General features: G+C 68.1%; 11 protein-coding genes and 1 pseudogene. 5 read left to right on the top strand and 7 right to left on the bottom strand.

The genetic code is table 11. The features are described from left to right. Positions 1-10: 10 nt before the first annotated feature. Complete coding sequence (locus AC5YGJ_RS15590; RefSeq protein WP_249842030.1) at positions 11-1,780, bottom strand: cytochrome c biogenesis protein DipZ; 1,770 nt, start codon at positions 1,778-1,780, stop codon at positions 11-13. 2 nt (positions 1,781-1,782) lie between these two features. Then, positions 1,783-2,355 carry a peptide-methionine (R)-S-oxide reductase MsrB gene (gene msrB / locus AC5YGJ_RS15585; RefSeq protein ID WP_496187060.1) on the bottom strand — a complete coding sequence of 191 codons (573 nt, stop codon included), beginning with the start codon at positions 2,353-2,355 and terminating at the stop codon, positions 1,783-1,785. A gap of 144 nt (positions 2,356-2,499) precedes the next feature. Between msrB and AC5YGJ_RS15580 the strand changes: the two genes are divergently transcribed. After that, a complete protein-coding gene (locus AC5YGJ_RS15580) occupies positions 2,500-3,219 on the top strand; it encodes a response regulator transcription factor (protein WP_014035866.1) in 720 nt (239 codons plus the stop codon). Continuing rightward, complete coding sequence (locus tag AC5YGJ_RS15575; RefSeq protein ID WP_496187059.1) at positions 3,216-4,685, top strand: sensor histidine kinase; 1,470 nt, start codon at positions 3,216-3,218, stop codon at positions 4,683-4,685. Before AC5YGJ_RS15580 ends, AC5YGJ_RS15575 begins: the two co-directional genes overlap by 4 nt. Here the strand turns inward: AC5YGJ_RS15575 and AC5YGJ_RS15570 are convergent. Further along, complete coding sequence (locus AC5YGJ_RS15570; RefSeq protein WP_496187058.1) at positions 4,682-6,028, bottom strand: ATP-binding protein; 1,347 nt, start codon at positions 6,026-6,028, stop codon at positions 4,682-4,684. The genes AC5YGJ_RS15575 and AC5YGJ_RS15570 overlap by 4 nt on opposite strands. Continuing rightward, positions 6,025-6,714, bottom strand: coding sequence for a winged helix-turn-helix domain-containing protein (locus tag AC5YGJ_RS15565; RefSeq protein WP_249842026.1), 690 nt, complete (start codon positions 6,712-6,714; stop codon positions 6,025-6,027). Before AC5YGJ_RS15565 ends, AC5YGJ_RS15570 begins: the two co-directional genes overlap by 4 nt. Before the next feature lie 350 nt (positions 6,715-7,064). Between AC5YGJ_RS15565 and asnB the strand changes: the two genes are divergently transcribed. Next, positions 7,065-8,966 (top strand): asparagine synthase (glutamine-hydrolyzing), encoded by a 1,902-nt coding sequence (gene asnB / locus AC5YGJ_RS15560; RefSeq protein ID WP_496187057.1) that lies wholly within the window; start codon positions 7,065-7,067, stop codon positions 8,964-8,966. A 355-nt stretch (positions 8,967-9,321) separates the two neighbouring features. On the opposite strand, the pseudogene AC5YGJ_RS15555 reads toward asnB, so the two are convergent. Together AC5YGJ_RS15555 and queD are read right to left on the bottom strand one after the other, a co-directional pair. Beyond that, positions 9,322-9,669, bottom strand: a pseudogene (locus tag AC5YGJ_RS15555) (phasin family protein). Positions 9,670-9,785: 116 nt separating this feature from the next. Next, positions 9,786-10,148, bottom strand: a complete 363-nt coding sequence (gene queD / locus AC5YGJ_RS15550; protein WP_496187056.1) for a 6-carboxytetrahydropterin synthase QueD — start codon at positions 10,146-10,148, stop codon at positions 9,786-9,788. A gap of 196 nt (positions 10,149-10,344) precedes the next feature. Between queD and AC5YGJ_RS15545 the strand changes: the two genes are divergently transcribed. Together AC5YGJ_RS15545 and AC5YGJ_RS15540 are read left to right on the top strand one after the other, a co-directional pair. Continuing rightward, on the top strand, positions 10,345-12,984 hold the full coding sequence (locus AC5YGJ_RS15545; protein ID WP_496187055.1) for a TonB-dependent receptor: 2,640 nt from the start codon (positions 10,345-10,347) through the stop codon (positions 12,982-12,984). A gap of 74 nt (positions 12,985-13,058) precedes the next feature. After that, positions 13,059-15,653 (top strand): M14 family metallopeptidase, encoded by a 2,595-nt coding sequence (locus AC5YGJ_RS15540; RefSeq protein ID WP_496187054.1) that lies wholly within the window; start codon positions 13,059-13,061, stop codon positions 15,651-15,653. Positions 15,654-15,911: 258 nt separating this feature from the next. Here the strand turns inward: AC5YGJ_RS15540 and AC5YGJ_RS15535 are convergent, their stop codons facing one another. After that, positions 15,912-17,327, bottom strand: a complete 1,416-nt coding sequence (locus AC5YGJ_RS15535) for a DEAD/DEAH box helicase (protein ID WP_249842020.1) — start codon at positions 17,325-17,327, stop codon at positions 15,912-15,914. Between the last annotated feature and the right edge of the window lie 408 nt (positions 17,328-17,735).

Here is a 17,735-nt window from a genome sequence, read left to right as displayed (position 1 = left end):
TCCTCCTGGTTCAACCGAAGGTGAAGGCATAGGCCTGTACGCCCGCATCGAGGAACTCGATCTCGAAGCGGTGCGGGCCGACCGTGCCGCGCTGGCGCACCAGCTGGTACAGGCGGTGTTCGTCGACCACGCCACTGCCGTCGGCGCCCACATCGCTGCCGGCGTCAGTGGCCGGCAGCGGCTTGCCATCGAGCAGCACGCGGAAGCGCACCGGCTTTCCTTCCTGGCTCGGCGCCAGCACCAGGTGCAGGTCGCGCGCATGGAACTGGAAGGCGATACGGCCGCCGGCCTGTTGCAGCTGTGCCGCCTCGTCGGTGACCGTCCAGTGGCCGGACAGTCCCCACTGGTTCAGCGCCAGCGCAGTGGGCAGCGAGTAGTCGAAGGCGGTATCGGCACGCTGTCCACCGGGCGAGGCGAACTGCTCGGCGCGGGCGTGGCCCAGGTAGGTCTCCGGCGAACGCAGGTTGCCCATGTCGGCCTGCGCGGCCACGCCCTTCAGCTCGGCAGCGGCGGGATCGGCCGGTGGCGGCAGATTCGTCTGGCCGGCCTCGGCCAGCAGGCGGCGGATCACCTGTTCCGAACGCGCGTAGTTGCCTTCACCGAACTGGTGGCCACGGATGTTGCCCTGGGCATCGACGAAGTACTGCGCTGGCCAGTAGCGGTTGTTGAACGCGCGCCAGATCGTGTACTGGTTGTCCAGCGCCACCGGGTAGGCGACCTTCAACTGCTCAACCGCCTTCATCACGTTGCGTGGGTCACGTTCGAAAGCGAACTCCGGGGTGTGCACGCCGATCACCACCAGGCCGTGGTCGCGGTAGCGGCGCTCCCATTCGTGCACGAACGGCATCGCGCGCAGGCAGTTGATGCAGGAGTATGTCCAGAAATCGACCAGTACTACCTTGCCGCGCAGCTGCTGGGCGCTCAGCGGCGGGCTGTTGAGCCAGCCGGTGGCACCGTCCAGCGCGGGCAGGGTGCCTTCCACCGGCAGCGGTGCATCGGCAGCGGCGTTGGCACCGGCCATCATCATCATCGGCGGTGCCGCCGGCTGCGCGCCGGGCACCGCATCGAGCAGGCCCTGTTCGATGCGCGCGGTGCTGAGCGTGGACAGGCGGGTCAGCAGGCCGGTATCCCAGCCCAGACCGATCGCCACCACCGCCAGCAGCGCGGCCACGCCCAACATCTTGCGCAGCACGTCACCCAGGCCGAGGCGTGCCTGCAGGGCGCGGAACACGCGGCCGCCCACCCAGACCGCCAAGGCCAGTGCGGTAATGGCCCCCAGCGCGTAGGCCAGCAGCAGCGTGCTGGTGCCGGCGCTGGCGCCGTGCAGGGCCGCGCCGGTCAGCACCAGACCAAGGATCGGCCCAGCGCAGGGCGCCCACAGCAGGCCGGTGGCGATGCCGATCAGCAGCGAGGTCCACGCCCCGCCACGGCCGGCGGCATCAGCGGCATCGGCGCGCGCACTCAGCCGCGCACCCACGCGCTGGAACGGCGCCAGCAGATGGTCGGCCAGCCGCGGCCACAGCAAGGCCAGCGCGAACAGCGCCATCAGCAGCAGGGCGATCCAGCGTCCGATCTGGTTGGCCTGTGCCACCCATTGGCTGCCCACCGCGGCCAGGCTGGCAACCACGGTGAAGGTGAGTGCCATGCCCAGCAGCAGCGGCAGCGTGCTGCGCAGGAAGGGGCGGTCGGCGCGTGCGAACACGAACGGCAGCACCGGCAGGATGCATGGGCTGAGCAGGGTCAGTGCGCCCCCCAGGTAGGCAAGCAGCAACAGCAGCATCGTCAGGCTCCGGAAACAGGGGAAGAACCGACCGGCACGCGCCAGCCGTCGGCAGCGCCATCACCGGCGCCGGGAACAAACACCATGGCCGCACCGTTCATGCAGTAGCGCAGCCCGGTCGGGCGCGGGCCATCGTTGAAGACGTGGCCGAGATGGCCGCCACAGCGCCGGCAGTGCACTTCCACCCGCAGCATGCCGAAGGTGACGTCGCGGTCCTCGCCGATTGCGTTGTGCAGCGGTGCCCAGAAGCTGGGCCAGCCGGTACCGCTCTCGAACTTGGTGGAGGAGGAGAACAGCGGCAGCGCGCAGCCGGCGCAGGCGAAGGTGCCCTGCCGGTGTTCCTTGTTGAGCGGGCTGCTCCAGGGCCGTTCGGTGGCCTGCTGGCGCAGCACCGCGTACTGCGCCGGGGTCAGCTGCTGGCGCCATTGCGCATCGCTGTGCATGACCTCGAACTGCCGCGCTGGACGGGTCTCGGCGGCGGCCGGTGCGGCACGGCTGCAGGCGCCCAGTCCGAACAGGCCGGCGGCGGTGGCGACACCGCCCAGGCCCAGCAGATGGCGTCGGGTGAGGGGCATGGCGGACTCCGGGAAGGGGCGACGGGGTCATGCTGCGCCTGCCCGGGTCAACGAATCCTCACGCAGGATTCAATTTTTCGTGAGGTATCGGCGGCCGTCCCGCGCCACAATGCGGGCAGCCTCCCCACTGGCCCTGAGCTGCCGATGTCCACCAAACGCGTGCTGATCGTTGAAGACGATGCCCACATCGCCGACCTGCTGCGCATGCACCTGGGCGATGAAGGCTACGACGTCGCCCACGCCGCCAGCGGCGACGCCGGCCTGCGCCTGCTCGAACAGGACGGACCGTGGGATGCGCTGGTGCTGGACGTGATGCTGCCCGGCGTGGATGGCCTGCAGGTGTGCCAGCGTGCACGCGCGATGGCGCGATACGTGCCGATCATCATCATCAGTGCGCGCGGCAGCGAGACCCAGCGCATCGTCGGCCTGGAACTGGGCGCGGACGACTATCTGGCCAAGCCGTTCTCGATGCCGGAGCTGGTGGCGCGGGTACGTGCGCTGTTGCGCCGTGCCGAGGCGATGGCGCAGAGCGCGCGCATCGATGCCGGTGCAATCGAGCTGGGCGGGTTGCAGCTGGACCCGGTGGCACGCACCGCTTCGGTGGATGGCAACGCGCTGGAGCTGACCCCGCGCGAGTTCGACCTGCTGTTGTTCTTCGCGCGCCACCCGGACCAGGTGTTCGCGCGCATGGAGCTGCTCAACCAGGTCTGGGGCTACCAGCACGATGGTTACGAGCACACGGTCAACACCCACATCAATCGGCTGCGCAGCAAGATCGAGCCGGACCCGGCCAACCCGCGGCGGCTGCTGACGGTGTGGGGACGCGGCTACAAGCTGGTCGATCCGGCCGGGGCGGCGGCATGATCAAGCCCAACCTGTGGCAGAAGCTGGCGGCGGTGATCGCCGCGCTGATGCTGATGTGCTGCATGGCGCTGCTGGCCCTGCAGATGCGCGCCAACACGCGCCACGAACAGGAAGTCGTGCAGCGGCTGTCGCTGGGCCTGGCCGAGCACATTGCCCAGCGCAGCGAGCTGATGGACACCAGCGGCATGCGCGACGCCGCGGTGCGCGCGCTGTTCGGGCAGCTGATGGCGGTCAATCCCAGCGTCGAGGTGTATCTGCTGGACGATCAGGGCCGCATCCTCGGCCACGATGCGCCCAGCGGCCATCTGGTGCGCAACCGGGTGGACGTGACGCCATTGCGCCGCCTGCTGTCCGGTGCGCCGTTGCCGATCCTTGGCGATGACCCGCGCAGCGCGGACGGGCGCAAGGTGTTCAGTGCCGCGCCGCTGATCGTGCAGGGACGCCAGGCCGGTTACGTGTACGTGGTGCTGGTGGGCGAGCACCGGCAGATGCTGTCCGATGATCTTGCCGCCGGCAGCCAGTGGAACACCACATGGTGGTCGGTGGTGCTGGTCGGTGGCCTCGGTCTGCTGGCCGGGCTGGTGGCCTTCTACTGGGTGACCCGGCCGCTGCGCCGGCTGACCCGTCGCATCCAGGCCTTCGACATCGACGCCCCCACACCGTTGCCGCCGCCGGAACCGCTGCGGCCGGGTGAGCGCGACGAGCTGGTGATCCTCGAACACGCGCATGCGCAGATGGCGCAGCGGCTGGGAGAGCAATGGCAGCAGCTGCGCCAGCAGGACCTGCAGCGGCGCGAGCTGGTGGCCAACATCTCGCATGACCTGCGCACTCCGCTGTCATCGCTGCACGGCTATCTGGAGACGTTGGCGTTGAAGGATGCCACGCTGTCGCCGGACGAGCGCCGCCGCTACCTCGGCATCGCGCTGGCGCAGAGCGCCAAGGTCGGCCGCCTTGCACGCGCGCTGTTCGAGCTGGCGCGGCTGGAGCATGGCGAAGTGCGGCTGGAGTGGGAGGTGTTCGCGCTGCCGGAGCTGCTGCAGGACGTACTGCAGAAGTTCGAGCTGGCCGCGCAGGCCCGCAACCAGAGGTTGCATGCGGACTTCCCGCCGGGCCTGCCACTGGTGCGCGCCGACCTGGGCCTGGTCGAGCGGGTGTTGACCAATCTGCTCGACAACGCCCTGCGTCATGCGCCCGAGGGTGGCCGGATCGAAGTACGCCTGCGTGCGACACCGGACAGCGTCGAGGTGAGTGTGGCCGATGATGGCCCGGGTGTAGCGCCGGCACTGCGCGCGCAGTTGTTCCAGGCACCGGCTGCGCTGGGCGCGCGCCGTGGCGAGAACGGTGGCCTGGGCCTGTTGATCGTGCAGCGCATCGTGCAGCTGCATGGCCGCCGTATCGAACTGCGCGACAGCGAGCAGGGTGCGTTGTTCGTGTTCGCGTTGCCGCGCGCGGAAGCGGCGGCCTAGCAGGCGGCCTCGCACTCCACCACGCCGCTGCTTTCCAGCGGCAGGTGCAGGCGGATGCAGGCGCCGCCCAGCTCGGAATCGGTCACCTCGACGTGGCCGTCGTGCTTGTCGGCCACCACCTGCACCAGGGCCAGGCCCAGCCCGAAGCCGGGGCTGCCGGGGTCGAGCCGTACGTAGGGCTGCAGCACCTGGCCACGCAGTTCGGACGCGATGCCGGGGCCGTCGTCCTCCACCTGCAGGCACAGCCAGCCATCGTTGACCGTGCTGGCAATTCGGATCTGCCGGCGTGCATAGCGCAGCGCGTTGCCCAGCAGGTTGCGCAGGGCCAGCTCCAGCATGTGCCGGTTGACGTTGACCAGGCCGGCCGGCGACAGCGCCTGCTGCACCGGCATCGGCAGCGGCGCGAACTGGGCGACCACGCCGCGCACCAGCGCGGCCAGCTGCAGGCGCTGGCGGGTCAGCTGATGACAACGGCCGAGCGCGGCGTACTGGACGCCGGCATCGGTCAGGTGCTGCAGCCGATCGACATCGGTGCGCAGCCCGCCCAGGGCATCGCGCTGGATCTCGTCCAGCGCGGTGTCCTCCAGGTCGGCCAGGCCGAAGCGCATGCGGGCCAGCGGCGTGCGCACTTCATGTGCCACCGCCTGCGCCAGCACGCGCTGGCTTTCCAGCAGCTGCTGCAGCTGTTCGGCCATGTGGTTGAAGGCATTGGCCAACGGCCGCACCAGTGCGGTGCCGGCGCGCGGCGCACGCGTATCCAGCTGGCCATCGCGCATGCGCCGCGCGGCCTGTGCCAGCTGCGAGACATCGCGCCACAGGCGGTAGACCATCACGTACATCGGCAGCGCCACGGCCACCATCAGGATCAGCAGCAGGATCGCCACGCCGGAGACATCGCTGTCCTGCCAGCCTTCGTCGGGCAACGCTTCGTCCAGTGGGCCCAGCATCACCGCATAGTCGCTGTCGCCGATGCGTTGCAGGCTGCGCATGTGCTCCAGATCGATCTGCACCCGGCCATTGTTGAAGGGCGGGCGCTGGCTGGCGGGCAGTTCCTTCACTGCCTCGGCCAGCGGCACCATGCGCAGGGCGTAGGCGAAATCGGTGTCGAGCTGGCGCGCCAGTGCCGGCCACTGTTCGCGCGGCGTCTCGGCGAAGCGGTGCTGCAGCAGCGCATGAGTACCGCGCATCTCGGCCTGCAGGCCCGCTTCGGTGCGGTCTTCCAGCAGCGCGTCCCAGGCCCACAGGCCAAGCACGATCAACAGCAGGTGGGCGACCAGGAAGCCGATGCCGTAGCGCAGGAAATGAAAGGCGTGACCGCGCATCGCCGAGGGCGTGCGTTTCATCCCCATGCCGAGCGGCTGAACAGGTAGCCGCGGCCGCGGACGGTCTTGATCCGTTCCGGTTGCTCGGGGTTGTCGCCCAGCTTGCGCCGCAGGCGCGAGATGCGCGCATCGATCGAGCGGTCCAGGCCGTCGAAGGCGATCCCGCGCAGGCCGCGCAGCAGCGCGTCGCGGTCCAGGATCTGGCCGGCGTTGCTGGCCAGCAGGAACAGCAGGTCGAACTCGGCGGTGGTCAGTTCCAGCAGGCCGCCCTGCAGGTGCACGTTGCGGGTGGACGGGTCGATGTTCAGCTCGCCGAAGCGCAGGCTGCCGTCACGCGGTTCAACCCGGCGGTGGCGGCGCAGGTGGGCGCGCAGACGGGCCAGCAGGACCCGCGGTTCGATCGGCTTGCCGATGTAATCGTCGGCACCCAGTTCCAGCCCCAGCACCTGGTCGATGTTGTCGGTGCGGGCGGTCAGCACGCAGATGATGCCGTCATAGTGGGGGCGGATCTGCCGACACACTTCGAAACCATCCTGGTCGGGCAGGCCGACGTCGAGCAGCACCAGCGCCGGCTTTTCGGCCAGGATGCGGGTCACCGCACGCGCGCCGGTGCGCTCGTGGGCCACCTGGTAGCCATGCCGCTGCAGATAGTCGCTGACCATCGTACCCAGGCGGGCATCGTCTTCGACCAGTACGATATCCAGCATTATCAAGGCCTCCGTGGGCGCAAACGTACCGCCACGGCACGAGCGCGGCGATCCTATCCCAGCCTTCGGGCCGCCCGGGTCCCGGGGGCGGGCGCCATTCAGCCGGGGTTGCTGACGCGTGGGCCGGGTCTCAGTCCCGGCAACACCTTGCCGCCCAGCATAGCCGGTTGCCGTTACAAAACGTTACGTGGCGGCCACGGCCGGTGACGATCGCTGACAGCAAAGCGACTGACAGCGCACGCCGGCCGCGCCGAGCATGGAGTCTCCTCCGCTCCGCGTGCCGTCCCCATGTCAGCCGCTGCCCCCTGCCTGCCCAACCTGTCCTGCCGCTGCCGTCATGGGGGCCTGCGATGAGCGGCGTGGTTGGCGCCTGGCTGCCGCCCGCCGACGATGGGCAGCTGCTCCAGCAGCTGGCGCCGATGCTGCGGGCCCTGCAGCAGCGCGGTCGCGGTCGCATCGGTTACTGGACCGACGCTGACGCCGGCCTCGCCCTGGGCCACTGCCGGGCACCCAGCGATACGCCGTTGCAGCCGCTCAGCTCGGATTGTGGCCGCTACGTGCTGTGCCTGGATGGCCGGCTGTACAACCGCGCCCACCTGCAGGGGCAACTGCGCGACCTGCCACGCAGCTGCAGCGACGCGCGGTTGCTGTTGCAGGCAATCGTGGAATGGGGCGTACAGCGGGCGCTGTCTCGCATCGAAGGTGCCTTCGGTTTCAGTGTCTGGGATCGCCAGTCGCGCGAACTCTGGCTGGCCCGCGACCCAGTGGGCGAGCGCCCGCTGTACTACGGCTGGCACCAGGGGCAGTTCCTGTTCGCCTCCGAGCTGAAGGCGCTGCAGGCGTTCGCCGGTTTCTCGCCCAGCATCGACCAGGACGCGCTGAGCCTGCTGCTGCGCTACGACTACGTGCCGGCACCGCACACGATCTATCGCGGCATCCACAAGCTGGTGGCCGGTGCGATGCTGCGCATCGATCTTGCCGACCACGCCGCGCGCGGTTCCGCGCAGGCCGCGCAGGGCGGTTCGCGCTACTGGTGCGCGCGCGATGCGATGCACAGCGCGCTGCAGGAACCGCTGCAGCCGGCACCCGACCTTGAGCAGGCCACCGATCAGCTGGAGGCCGTGCTGCAGAAGGCCATCGCCGCGCGCATGCACTCGCCGCTGGCCTGTGGCGCGTTCCTGTCCGGCGGCACTGATTCGTCGCTGGTGACGGCGATGATGCAGGCGCAGTCGGCGCTTCCGATCGAAGCGTGGACGGTGGGCTTCGACGATCCGGGGCATGACGAGAGCGACTGGGCCTCGCAGGTTGCGCGGCATCTGGGCGTGCAGCACCACCTGCACCGCATGGATGCGCGCCAGGGCCTGGACCTGCTGCAACGCCTGCCGCAGGTCTGGTGCGAGCCGTTCGCCGATGCGTCGCAGCTGCCGACCCTGCTGGCCAGCGAACTGCTGGGTGCACGCAAGCCGGTGGCGTTGACCGGTGATGGCGGCGACGAGCTGTTCTTTGGCCATCCCAGTTACGGCCGTGCGCTGCGCAATGCCCGCCTGTGCGGTGGCCTGCCGGACTGGGTGCGCGATCTGGCGCGGCGCAGCGGCACCCGCATGAACGCCGAACGCGGCCGCCTGGGGGGCTGGCGAGCGCTGGTGGCCGAAGTGGCGGCCAATGATGTGGAAGGCCACTACCTGCAGCGCGTCACCCGCTGGCGGCAGCCGGCGCAGGTGGTGCTGGGGGCACGTGAACCGATGACGATCTTCCAACAGCAGGACACCGGGCTGCCGGCGGAGGCGCGCATACAGCTGCTGGATTTCCGTATGGATCTGGCCGAGGGCATCCTCGCCAAGGTCGATCGTGCCGGCATGGCGGCGGGGGTGGAAACGCGCGCGCCGCTGCTGGACATGGACGTGGTGCGTCTTGCCTGGCGCCTGCCGCAGCACCTGAAGTACCACGACGGCGAGCACAAGCGGATCCTCAAGCATCTGCTGGCGCGCTACCTGCCCGAGCCGCTGGTGTACCGTCCCAAGCGCGGCTTCGGGCCGCCGATGGCGCGCTGGCTGGCCGGCCCGCTGCGCGACTGGGCCGAGGCATTGCTGGATCCGCAGCGGCTGCGCAACCAGGGCTGCTTCGATGCGGTTCGCGTGCGCGGCATCTGGGAGGCGTTCCTGCGCGGCGAGCGCAAATGGCACACGCACCTGTGGAATGTGTTGATGTTCCAGGCGTGGCACCAGCACTGGCACGGTGGCCGCGGGCGCTGAGCCGTTCCTGCATCGCGTGTGGCGGATTCATTCTGCGTGGCGCAGGGCGGAGGCCCTTGCGTACGAATGTCCTCCGGCGCCGGCCGTTGGCCGTCACCTCCTCCTTTACTTCGTACGCAAGGGCCTCCGCCCTGCGTTCGGAATCTATCGGCGCCTCATCGAAAGGTTGCCGCGAGCACGGCGCTCTACCTACCGCAAGCCGAGCCCCGGCGGGGCCCTTCAGTTCGCAGAGACTCCGGACGAAGACGCACTTCGAAATGCAGACACCAGGCAAAAAAAGACCCGGCAGAGGGAGGGATCTGCCGGGTCCGGATTGCATGGGGGGAGGGACCCATGCAATGAGCGTTGCGTCGCGTCAGTGACTGTTCGCGTCCGCCGTTGTTTCGTTGTAACCCTGCACCAGTTCGGACCAGGCCTTGCTGGCCTGCAGGCCGAGACCGACCACGTCCTGCTGCGTCTGGCCCAGCCGCTGCAGGTTGTCCTGCCACAGCTGTGCGCCCCTGGAGAGGGCACCGGCCGCGTCCTAGCTGCGGGCCAGTTCGCCCAGCCAGCCGCCGGTGGCGGTCAGGTTGCGCTCCATCGCCTTCAGCTGTACGCCGAACATGCTTTCCGCGTTCTCCAGCGCCCACCGGTTCGCGCGCGTTGCCGCCGCGGCGAGCTGGCGGGTGGCATCACTGAAGCGATCGCTGAAGGCGGCGGCCATGGGGCATCAGGGAGTGACTTGATGCAATGCAGCATACGCCGTTGATGCGGCAATGCAACAAAAATAACAAAGGCGCCCTGGGCGCCTTTGAAAATCCTTGAATATCAAGGGGTTGATCAGGTGGACGGGCCACGGTAACGACAGCCGGAGGTGCAGGTTTCGTGCACGGTGATCTCGCTCAGCGCTGGCAGGCCGGGCTTGAGTTCGTTCCAGATCCACACCGCCAGGTTCTCGCTGGTCGGGTTCTCCAGGCCAGGGATATCGTTGAGGTAGTGGTGGTCCAAGCGGTCGTAGATCGGCTGGAAGGCGGCCTTCACGTCTCCGAAATCCATGATCCAGCCGGTCTGCGCGCCCGGCTCGCCCTCGACCTTCAGTTCAACCCGGAACGAGTGTCCATGCAGGCGCGCGCACTTGTGCCCGGGCGGCACGTTGGGGAGGCGGTGCGCCGCCTCGATCATGAAGACTTTGAAGATTTCCATGGCGCCCATTGTACGTCGCAGGTGTCGCCTACGGCCGGTCGGCGCGGGAGAGTCTGTGAAGAAATTCTTTCCATCCGGATGAAGAGATGATAGTTTCTCTTATATCCGTATGAAGAGATGTTATTGGCCGGACCCCGGCCAGGCATGGACTACTGCGGAACTTACGTCGTCCTTCCACTACCTCCCCCACATCGTCATGCCCCAGCACACCCTGCTCGTGGCGGCCCTGGCCGTCGCTCTGGCCGCGCCTTTGTCCGCCGCCGCCGAAACCTCCGCCGACGCCAGTGGCGAAGCCAGCACACTGGCTGCAGTGCGCGTCACCGGCTCCAACATCAAGCGCGCCGATACCGAAGCCTCCAACCCGGTGCAGGTGATCGGCCGTCAGCAGCTGGAGCAGACCGGCAAGGCCACCGTGGCCGATGTGCTGCGCTCGATCTCGGCCAACACCGGTAATGCGGCCAACGAAACCACCAACAATGGCTGGGCCTCCGGTTCGGCCGGCATCGGCCTGCGTGGCCTGTCGCAGAAGAACACGCTGGTGCTGCTCAACGGTCGCCGCCTGGCCAACTACGGTTTCCCGGCCGGTGGCCTGTCCGACACCTTCGTCGATCTCAATGCACTGCCGCTGGTGGCGGTGGAGCGCATCGAAGTGCTCAAGGACGGCGCCTCGGCCGTGTACGGTTCCGACGCGGTGGCCGGCGTGGTCAACATCATCACCCGGCAGAACTTTGAAGGCGCCGAGATCGGCGGCAGCTTCGGCGGTGCCGACCAGGGCGGCCTGCACGAGCAGAACCTGAAATTCGTCGGCGGCCTGGGTGATCTCGACACCGACGGCTACAACATCCTCTTCAGCCTGCAGGGTTACAACCGCGAACGCCTGGACCAGGACGAACGCAACCTCACCAAGAGTGGCATCTACAGCGACCAACCGGGCGGCCGCTGGAACGGCTGGTCGGCCAAGGGCGCGCGTTACCTGGTCAACGGCGCGTCGGTGCCGATGCTCGATGCCAGCGGCAACTGCCCGGCCGGCACCGCCCGCGTCGCCAGTGCGCCGATCGACGGCCTGGCCGGCGATACCTGCGGTTTCAACCAGGCGCCGTTCACCACGCTGATTCCTTCAACCAAGCGCTACCAGGCCTATGCCAACGGCACCTTCCGCCTGAACGACAACGTCGAAGCCTTCGGCGAAGTGCTGTACAGCCAGATCAAGAGCGCTGCATGGTTCGGCAGCAGCCCGTTCTTCACCCTCGAAAGCGGTCGCTTCGCGTTGAACGCCGACAGCGGCCTGGCCGAGCCGGTGTCGTCGCTGCTGCCGGCCAGCAATCCGTACAACCCGTACGGCCGCGCGATCCCGATCGAGTACACCTTCTTCGACCTCGGCGGCACCATCAAGACCAACCGCTCCACCGCCTATCGCGGCGTGTTCGGGCTGCGCGGCACCACTGCGAACTGGGACTGGGAAGTGGCCGCATTCGGTGCGCGCAGCAGCGAACGCGAGACCGTGTCCGGTGGTTTCGCCAACCGTTGGGCACTGGCCGATGCGCTGGCCACGGGCAGCTACAACCTGCTCAACCCCGCCGCGACGCCGCAGTCGGTACGCGATGCGATCAACATCGCCACGCTGCGCCCGGCCGAGTCCAAGCTGCAGGGCATCGACGCGAAGATCTCCGGCACGCTCGGCCACACCTGGGCCGGTGAGATCGGCTTCGCCGCCGGTGCCGAGTGGCGCCGCGAGAAGCTCGACTCCAACAACCCGTGGCAGATTGACGCCGGCCTGCAGGTACGCCCGGCCATCGCCGAAGTGCACGGCGAGCGCCAGGTCAGCGCCGCCTACGCCGAAGTGAATGTACCGCTGGCCTCGACGCTGGAGCTGTCCGCTGCGGCGCGCGCCGACCATTACGACGATTTCGGCGACGCATTCTCGCCGAAGATCGGCCTGCGCTGGCAGCCTCTGGACATCCTGCTGGTGCGCGCCTCGGCCTCGAAGGGCTTCCGTGCACCGTCGCTGTCGGAGAACTCCAACAGCACCAGCATCGCCTACGGCAGCGTGGTCGACCCGCGTGATCCGGACGTGCCGGGCTCGCGGCAGAACCCGACCTTCTTCACCGTCGGCAACAACGCGCTGAAGCCCGAACGCACCAAGAGTGTGAACTTCGGCGTGGTGCTGTCGCCGTGGGCCAACACCAACCTGAGCGTGGACTACTACCGCATCCAGCTGGACAACCTGGTCGGCACCAACAACACCCAGACCCTGGTCAACGACAACGTGGCCGGCGCGGTGCAGCGCGACGAGCGCGGCAAGCTGCAGGCGGTCTACAACCGCTACCAGAACCTGAGCGAACTGAAGACCTCCGGCATCGACGTCGAACTGCGCCAGCGCATCCCGACCGCTGCACTGGGTGACTTCACCGTGTCCTCGGCCTACACCCATGTGCGCGACTACCGTCGGCCGACCGTGGTCGGTGGCCCGCTGGTCGATTACGCCGGCAGCAATCTCGGCGCGACCCTGCCCAAGGACAAGGCCACCACCACGCTGGACTGGAAGCAGGGCGACTTCAACGCGGCGGTGACCTGGTACTACACCAGCGGCTACCGGCAGGAAGCCAGCACCGCAGCCAAGGCCGTGCAGACGCGCGTCGGCAGCTACAGCCAGTACGACTTGTACCTGGCCTACACCGGCGTGGACAAGCTGACCGTGTACGCCAAGGTGCAGAACCTGGCCGACAAGACGCCGCCGTACGACGCCTCGTTCCCGGGCATCCGCGCGCCGTACGACTTCAGCCAGTACGACCTGCGCGGCCGCTACTTCACGCTGGGCTTCGATTACCAGTTCTGATCCATCCGCCGCGGCCGGTCACCTTAAGGGGCCGGCCGCGCGATTGCCTGCCGTTGTGTTCCTGGGGAGTTACCGTGTCCTTGCATCGCCGTGCCGTTCTTCCGTTGCTGCTTGCCGCCGCCACCGCACTGTCCTGCCCGCAGCCGGCGCAGGCGCAGAGCGCGTACTTCTTCCCGCAGGCTACCGATGCGGCCGCATTCGATACGTCCATTCCCACGCCGGAGCAGTTCCTGGGCTATCCGATCGGCAGCCGCTACACCCGGCATGACCAGCTGGTGGCGTACCTGCAGGAACTGGCCCGCCGTTCGGAGTCGATCAGCGTGCGCGAGATCGGTCGCAGTTACGAGGGCCGCCCGCTGCTGATCGCTACCGTCACCGCCGCCAGCAACCATGCGCGGCTGGAGCAGATCCGCCAGCAGCACGCCACCCTGGTCGATCCGGCGCAGCCGCGCAGCGCCGCCGGCGACAGCCCGGTGGTGGTTTGGCTGGGCTACAGCGTGCATGGTAATGAAACGTCCAGCGCCGAAGCGGCGATGCTGACCGCCTACTATCTGGTGGCCAACCGCAGCGCCGAAACCCGGCAGTGGCTGCAACAGGCCGTGGTGCTGTTCGACCCGGCGCAGAACCCGGATGGCCGCGACCGCGCCGCCAACTGGCACAACGCCTGGGCTTCGGACCCGGCCTCGGCCGACCCGGCTGACAAGGAGCACGTCGAACCCTTCCCGCAGGGCCGCACCAACCACTACTTCACCGATCTCAACCGCGACTGGCTGGCGCTGACCCAGCGCGAGTCGCGGCCGAAGGTGGAGGTGTTCCATCAGTGGTATCCCAACGTGCAGATCGACTTCCACGAAATGGGCAAGGACAGCACCTACTACTTCGAGCCCTCGCCGAAGAGCATGCACAGCCCGCTGATTCCGCCGGCGTCGTACCAGTTCAACAAGACCCTGGCCAAATACCACGCGCAGGCGCTGGATGCGTTGGGATCGCTGTACTACACCGGCGAGAATTTCGACAACTTCTCGCCGGTGTACGGTTCTACCTATCCGGACTTCCATGGTGCTGTCGGCGTGACCGTCGAACAGGCCAGCTCGCGCGGCCGCGTGCAGGAATCGGTGAATGGGCTGCTGACCTTCCCGTTCACCATCCGCAACCAGATCGCCACCGGGCTGGGCACCGTGCGTGGTGCAGTGACCGAGCGCAGCGGCCTGTTCGATCTGCAGAAGCAGTTCTTCCAGAGTGCACTGAAGCAGGCCGCACAGCAGCCGGTGAAAAGCTTCGTGTTCGGTGATGCGCATGACCCGGCACTGACCCGTCGCCTTCTGGAACTGTTGCTGCTGCATCGCATCGAGGTGCACGCTCTGGATCGTGCCGTCACTGTCGATGGACAGCGTTTCGATGCCGGCAGCGCCTACGTGGTGCCGGTGCAGCAGGCGCAGTTCCGCCTGGTGCATTCGATCTTTGCCGAGACCCCACCGATCAAGGGCGATGTGTTCTATGGCAGCACCAGCTATGCGATTGCGCCCGCCTACGGTGTGGCGTTCGCGGGTAGCCGCAGCCGTATCGACGGCGGTGCCCGTGTGACCGCGCTGCCGGCGGAGCAGGGCACAGTCAATGGCGGCCAGGCCAGCTTTGCCTATGCCATCGACTGGCGCGATTACAACGCCGGGCGCGTGCTGGCCGCGCTGCAGGGCAAGGGGTTGAACGCGCGTGCGGCGTTCCAGCCCTTCACCACCGCCACCGCACAGGGCGAAGTCCACTTCGCCGCCGGCAGCCTGGTGATTCCGGTGGCCGGGCAACCCCTGCAGGGCGCCGCGCTGCTGGAGGCCCTCAGCGCCGCCGCGCGCGAGGCCGGTGTGCAGGTGCACGCACTGTCCAGTGGCCGCAGCCGCGAAGGCATCGATCTCGGCAGCGATGGCGTCAGGGCGCTGCGCACGCCCTCGGTCGCGCTGGTGATGGGCGAAGGTGTGGCCGCGACCGAGATCGGCTCGGCCTGGTTCCTGCTCGATAAGCAGCTGCGGATTCCCGCCAGCAAGCTCGACCCGCAGCAACTGGGCAAGGTGGCGTTGGACCGCTACACCACCATCGTGCTGTCCGGCGGAACCTACAGCGGCGTGGATGCCACGGCCGTGGCGGCGCTCAAGCGCTGGGTGCAGGCTGGGGGCTCGCTGGTGACTTATGGCAGCGCCTCGAAATGGGCGATCGAGCAGAAGCTGGCCGACGGCGAGACGGTCGGCAAGGATGAAGAGGCGACCGACGCGGGCCGTCGCGCCTTCGGTGACCAGCGCGATATCGCCGCGATCGAGCGGGTCAGCGGCAACATTCTCAGTGCCGACGTCGATACCAGCCATCCGCTGGCCTTCGGCGTGCCGCGCCGGCAGCTGGCGATCAACAAGGAGAACACGGTGACGCTGCAGCCAAGCGCGAATCCGTTCTCGACGGTGGTACGCATCGACACACCGCCGCGGGTGAACGGCTATCTGTCAGAGCGTAACCGCGCGCGGGTGGCGGGCAGCGCATGGCTGCTGGTGTCGGCGCAGGGGCAGGGCAATGTGGTGCTGTTCGCCGATGACCCGGCGCATCGGAAGTACTGGCACGGGACGGATCGGCTGTTGATCAACGCGATCTTCTTCGGGAATCTGGTGAATCCGAGTAAAGCGCGGGGTTGAGGTTTTACGCGCCTTGATTGATGCGTGTGGGGGAGGCCGGGCGGGCTGCGCAGGACACGCTGTAGATACGTCCATGTAAGCTCGATCGGCGCATCCATGCGCCTCACGGTCCTGCGCTGGCCCCACGCCCATCCGCCCTCAGCGCAACACACCGCGCGCTTTATCACCCGGCAGCCAGCAACAAAAAAGGACGGCGCGTCAGCGCCGTCCCTCGATAAGCCCCCGCGCAGCGGGAGACGTCATCCAATTCAGCTGGGATCAGCCGGCGCGACCGCCGCCGTTGCCACCCTGGCCGCGGCCACGGCCGCCACCATTGCCGCCACCGCCACGACGCTGGCCCTGACCCGCGCCCGCACGCTGCTGGCCATTGCCACCGCCCTCGCGACGGCCACCACCGGCCTTCTTCGGGCCCGCATGCGCATGGCGCGGTGCATCGCCGTGCGGACGACGTGCGTGGCTCTTGCGCGGCGCGCGCTCGCCGGTCTCGTGCTCGGCCTTGCCCGGCGCACTGTTGCCCCAGCGGATCGGCACCTGCAGCTCGAAGCCCGGCACATCGCGGATGTCCATGTCGCGGCCCAGCAGGCGCACGATCGCGCGCAGCAGCTTCACTTCATCCTGCGCCACCAGCGAAATCGCCTGGCCGGTGGAACCATTGCGGCCGGTACGGCCGATGCGGTGCACGTAATCCTCGGCCACCATCGGCAGATCGAAGTTGATCACCTTCGGCAACTCGTTGATGTCGATGCCACGCGCGGCGATGTCGGTGGCCACCAGCACGGTCACGCGGCCGGCCTTGAAATCGCCCAGTGCACGCAGGCGCTGGCCCTGGCTCTTGTTGCCATGGATCGCCGCGGTCTTGATGCCCGACTTTTCCAGGAACGCGGCCAGCTTGTCGCTGCCGTGCTTGGTGCGTGCGAACACCAGGGTCTGCTCGCGGCTGTCCTGCGCCAGCAGGTGCAGCAGCAGGTCGCGCTTGCGGCCGGCATCGACCGGGTGCACGCGGTGGGTGATGGTTTCGGCCACGGTGTTCTTCGGCGTCACCTGGATCTGTTCCGGGTTGCGCATGAACTCCAGCGCCAGCTGGCGGATGTTGTCCTCGAAGGTGGCCGAAAACAGCAGGGTCTGACGGTTCTGCTTCGGCAGCTTGGCCAGGATGCGCTTGATCGACGGCAGGAAGCCCATGTCGAGCATGCGATCGGCTTCGTCCAGGATAAGCACTTCGATGCCGGACAGGTCGACGCTGCGACGCTCCAGGTGATCGATCAGGCGGCCCGGGCAGGCCACCAGCAGGTCCACGCCGCGACGCAGGATGTCCAGCTGGTTGCCCATGCCGACGCCGCCGTAGATGCAGGCGCTGGGGATGCGCAGGTACTTGCTGTAACCGCGCAGGCTGTCATGCACCTGGGTGGCCAGCTCGCGGGTCGGGGCGAGGATCAGCGCGCGCGGCTTGCGCGGGCCGGCGCGCACTTCCTGCGAGGCGGTGCCCAGGTGCTGCAGCAGCGGCAGGCCGAAGGCGGCGGTCTTGCCGGTGCCGGTCTGTGCGCCGGCCAGCAGGTCACGACCGGCCAGCGCCAGCGGGATCGCCTGCTGCTGGATCGGGGTCGGGTTTTCGTAGCCCTGCTCGGCGAGCGCACGCAGCAGGAAGGGCGCCAGGCCCAGCGATTCAAAAGACATTGAGTTTGCTCCAAGTACAAGAAACGCCTGTCCGAACGGACAGACGGGGGCAGATCAGAGTGATCGGCTGACTCGGAGCGTTCCCGTGAACCGCGCTGCGAGAAGTTGGGTGCAGCCGGCGCGGAGCGCAGGCTGGAATGCGTGACGAACGGCGTCGGAGTGGGGGCGGGCGACGGGGCGGACCCCGGACGCCGGCGATCCCGAAGGGAAACGGACGGCCGCTGCAGACCTGCCTAGTCTAACCGATGGCTGAGACCTCGCGCAAAAAGCCCCGTTCAGGTAGGGGGGCTCTCTGCAGGGCTGCGCCCTGCACCCGCAGAGGCCGAAGCGACGTCAACGTCAACGTCAACAGCGGGCTTGCTGGGGGTAGGCGGGGGGGGGGGGGGCGGTTGCGGGAGACGCCATCAA

It is taken from the genome of Stenotrophomonas sp. CS3K5 (assembly GCF_059515225.1).
This window is presented reverse-complemented; position numbering and strand designations above follow the sequence as displayed.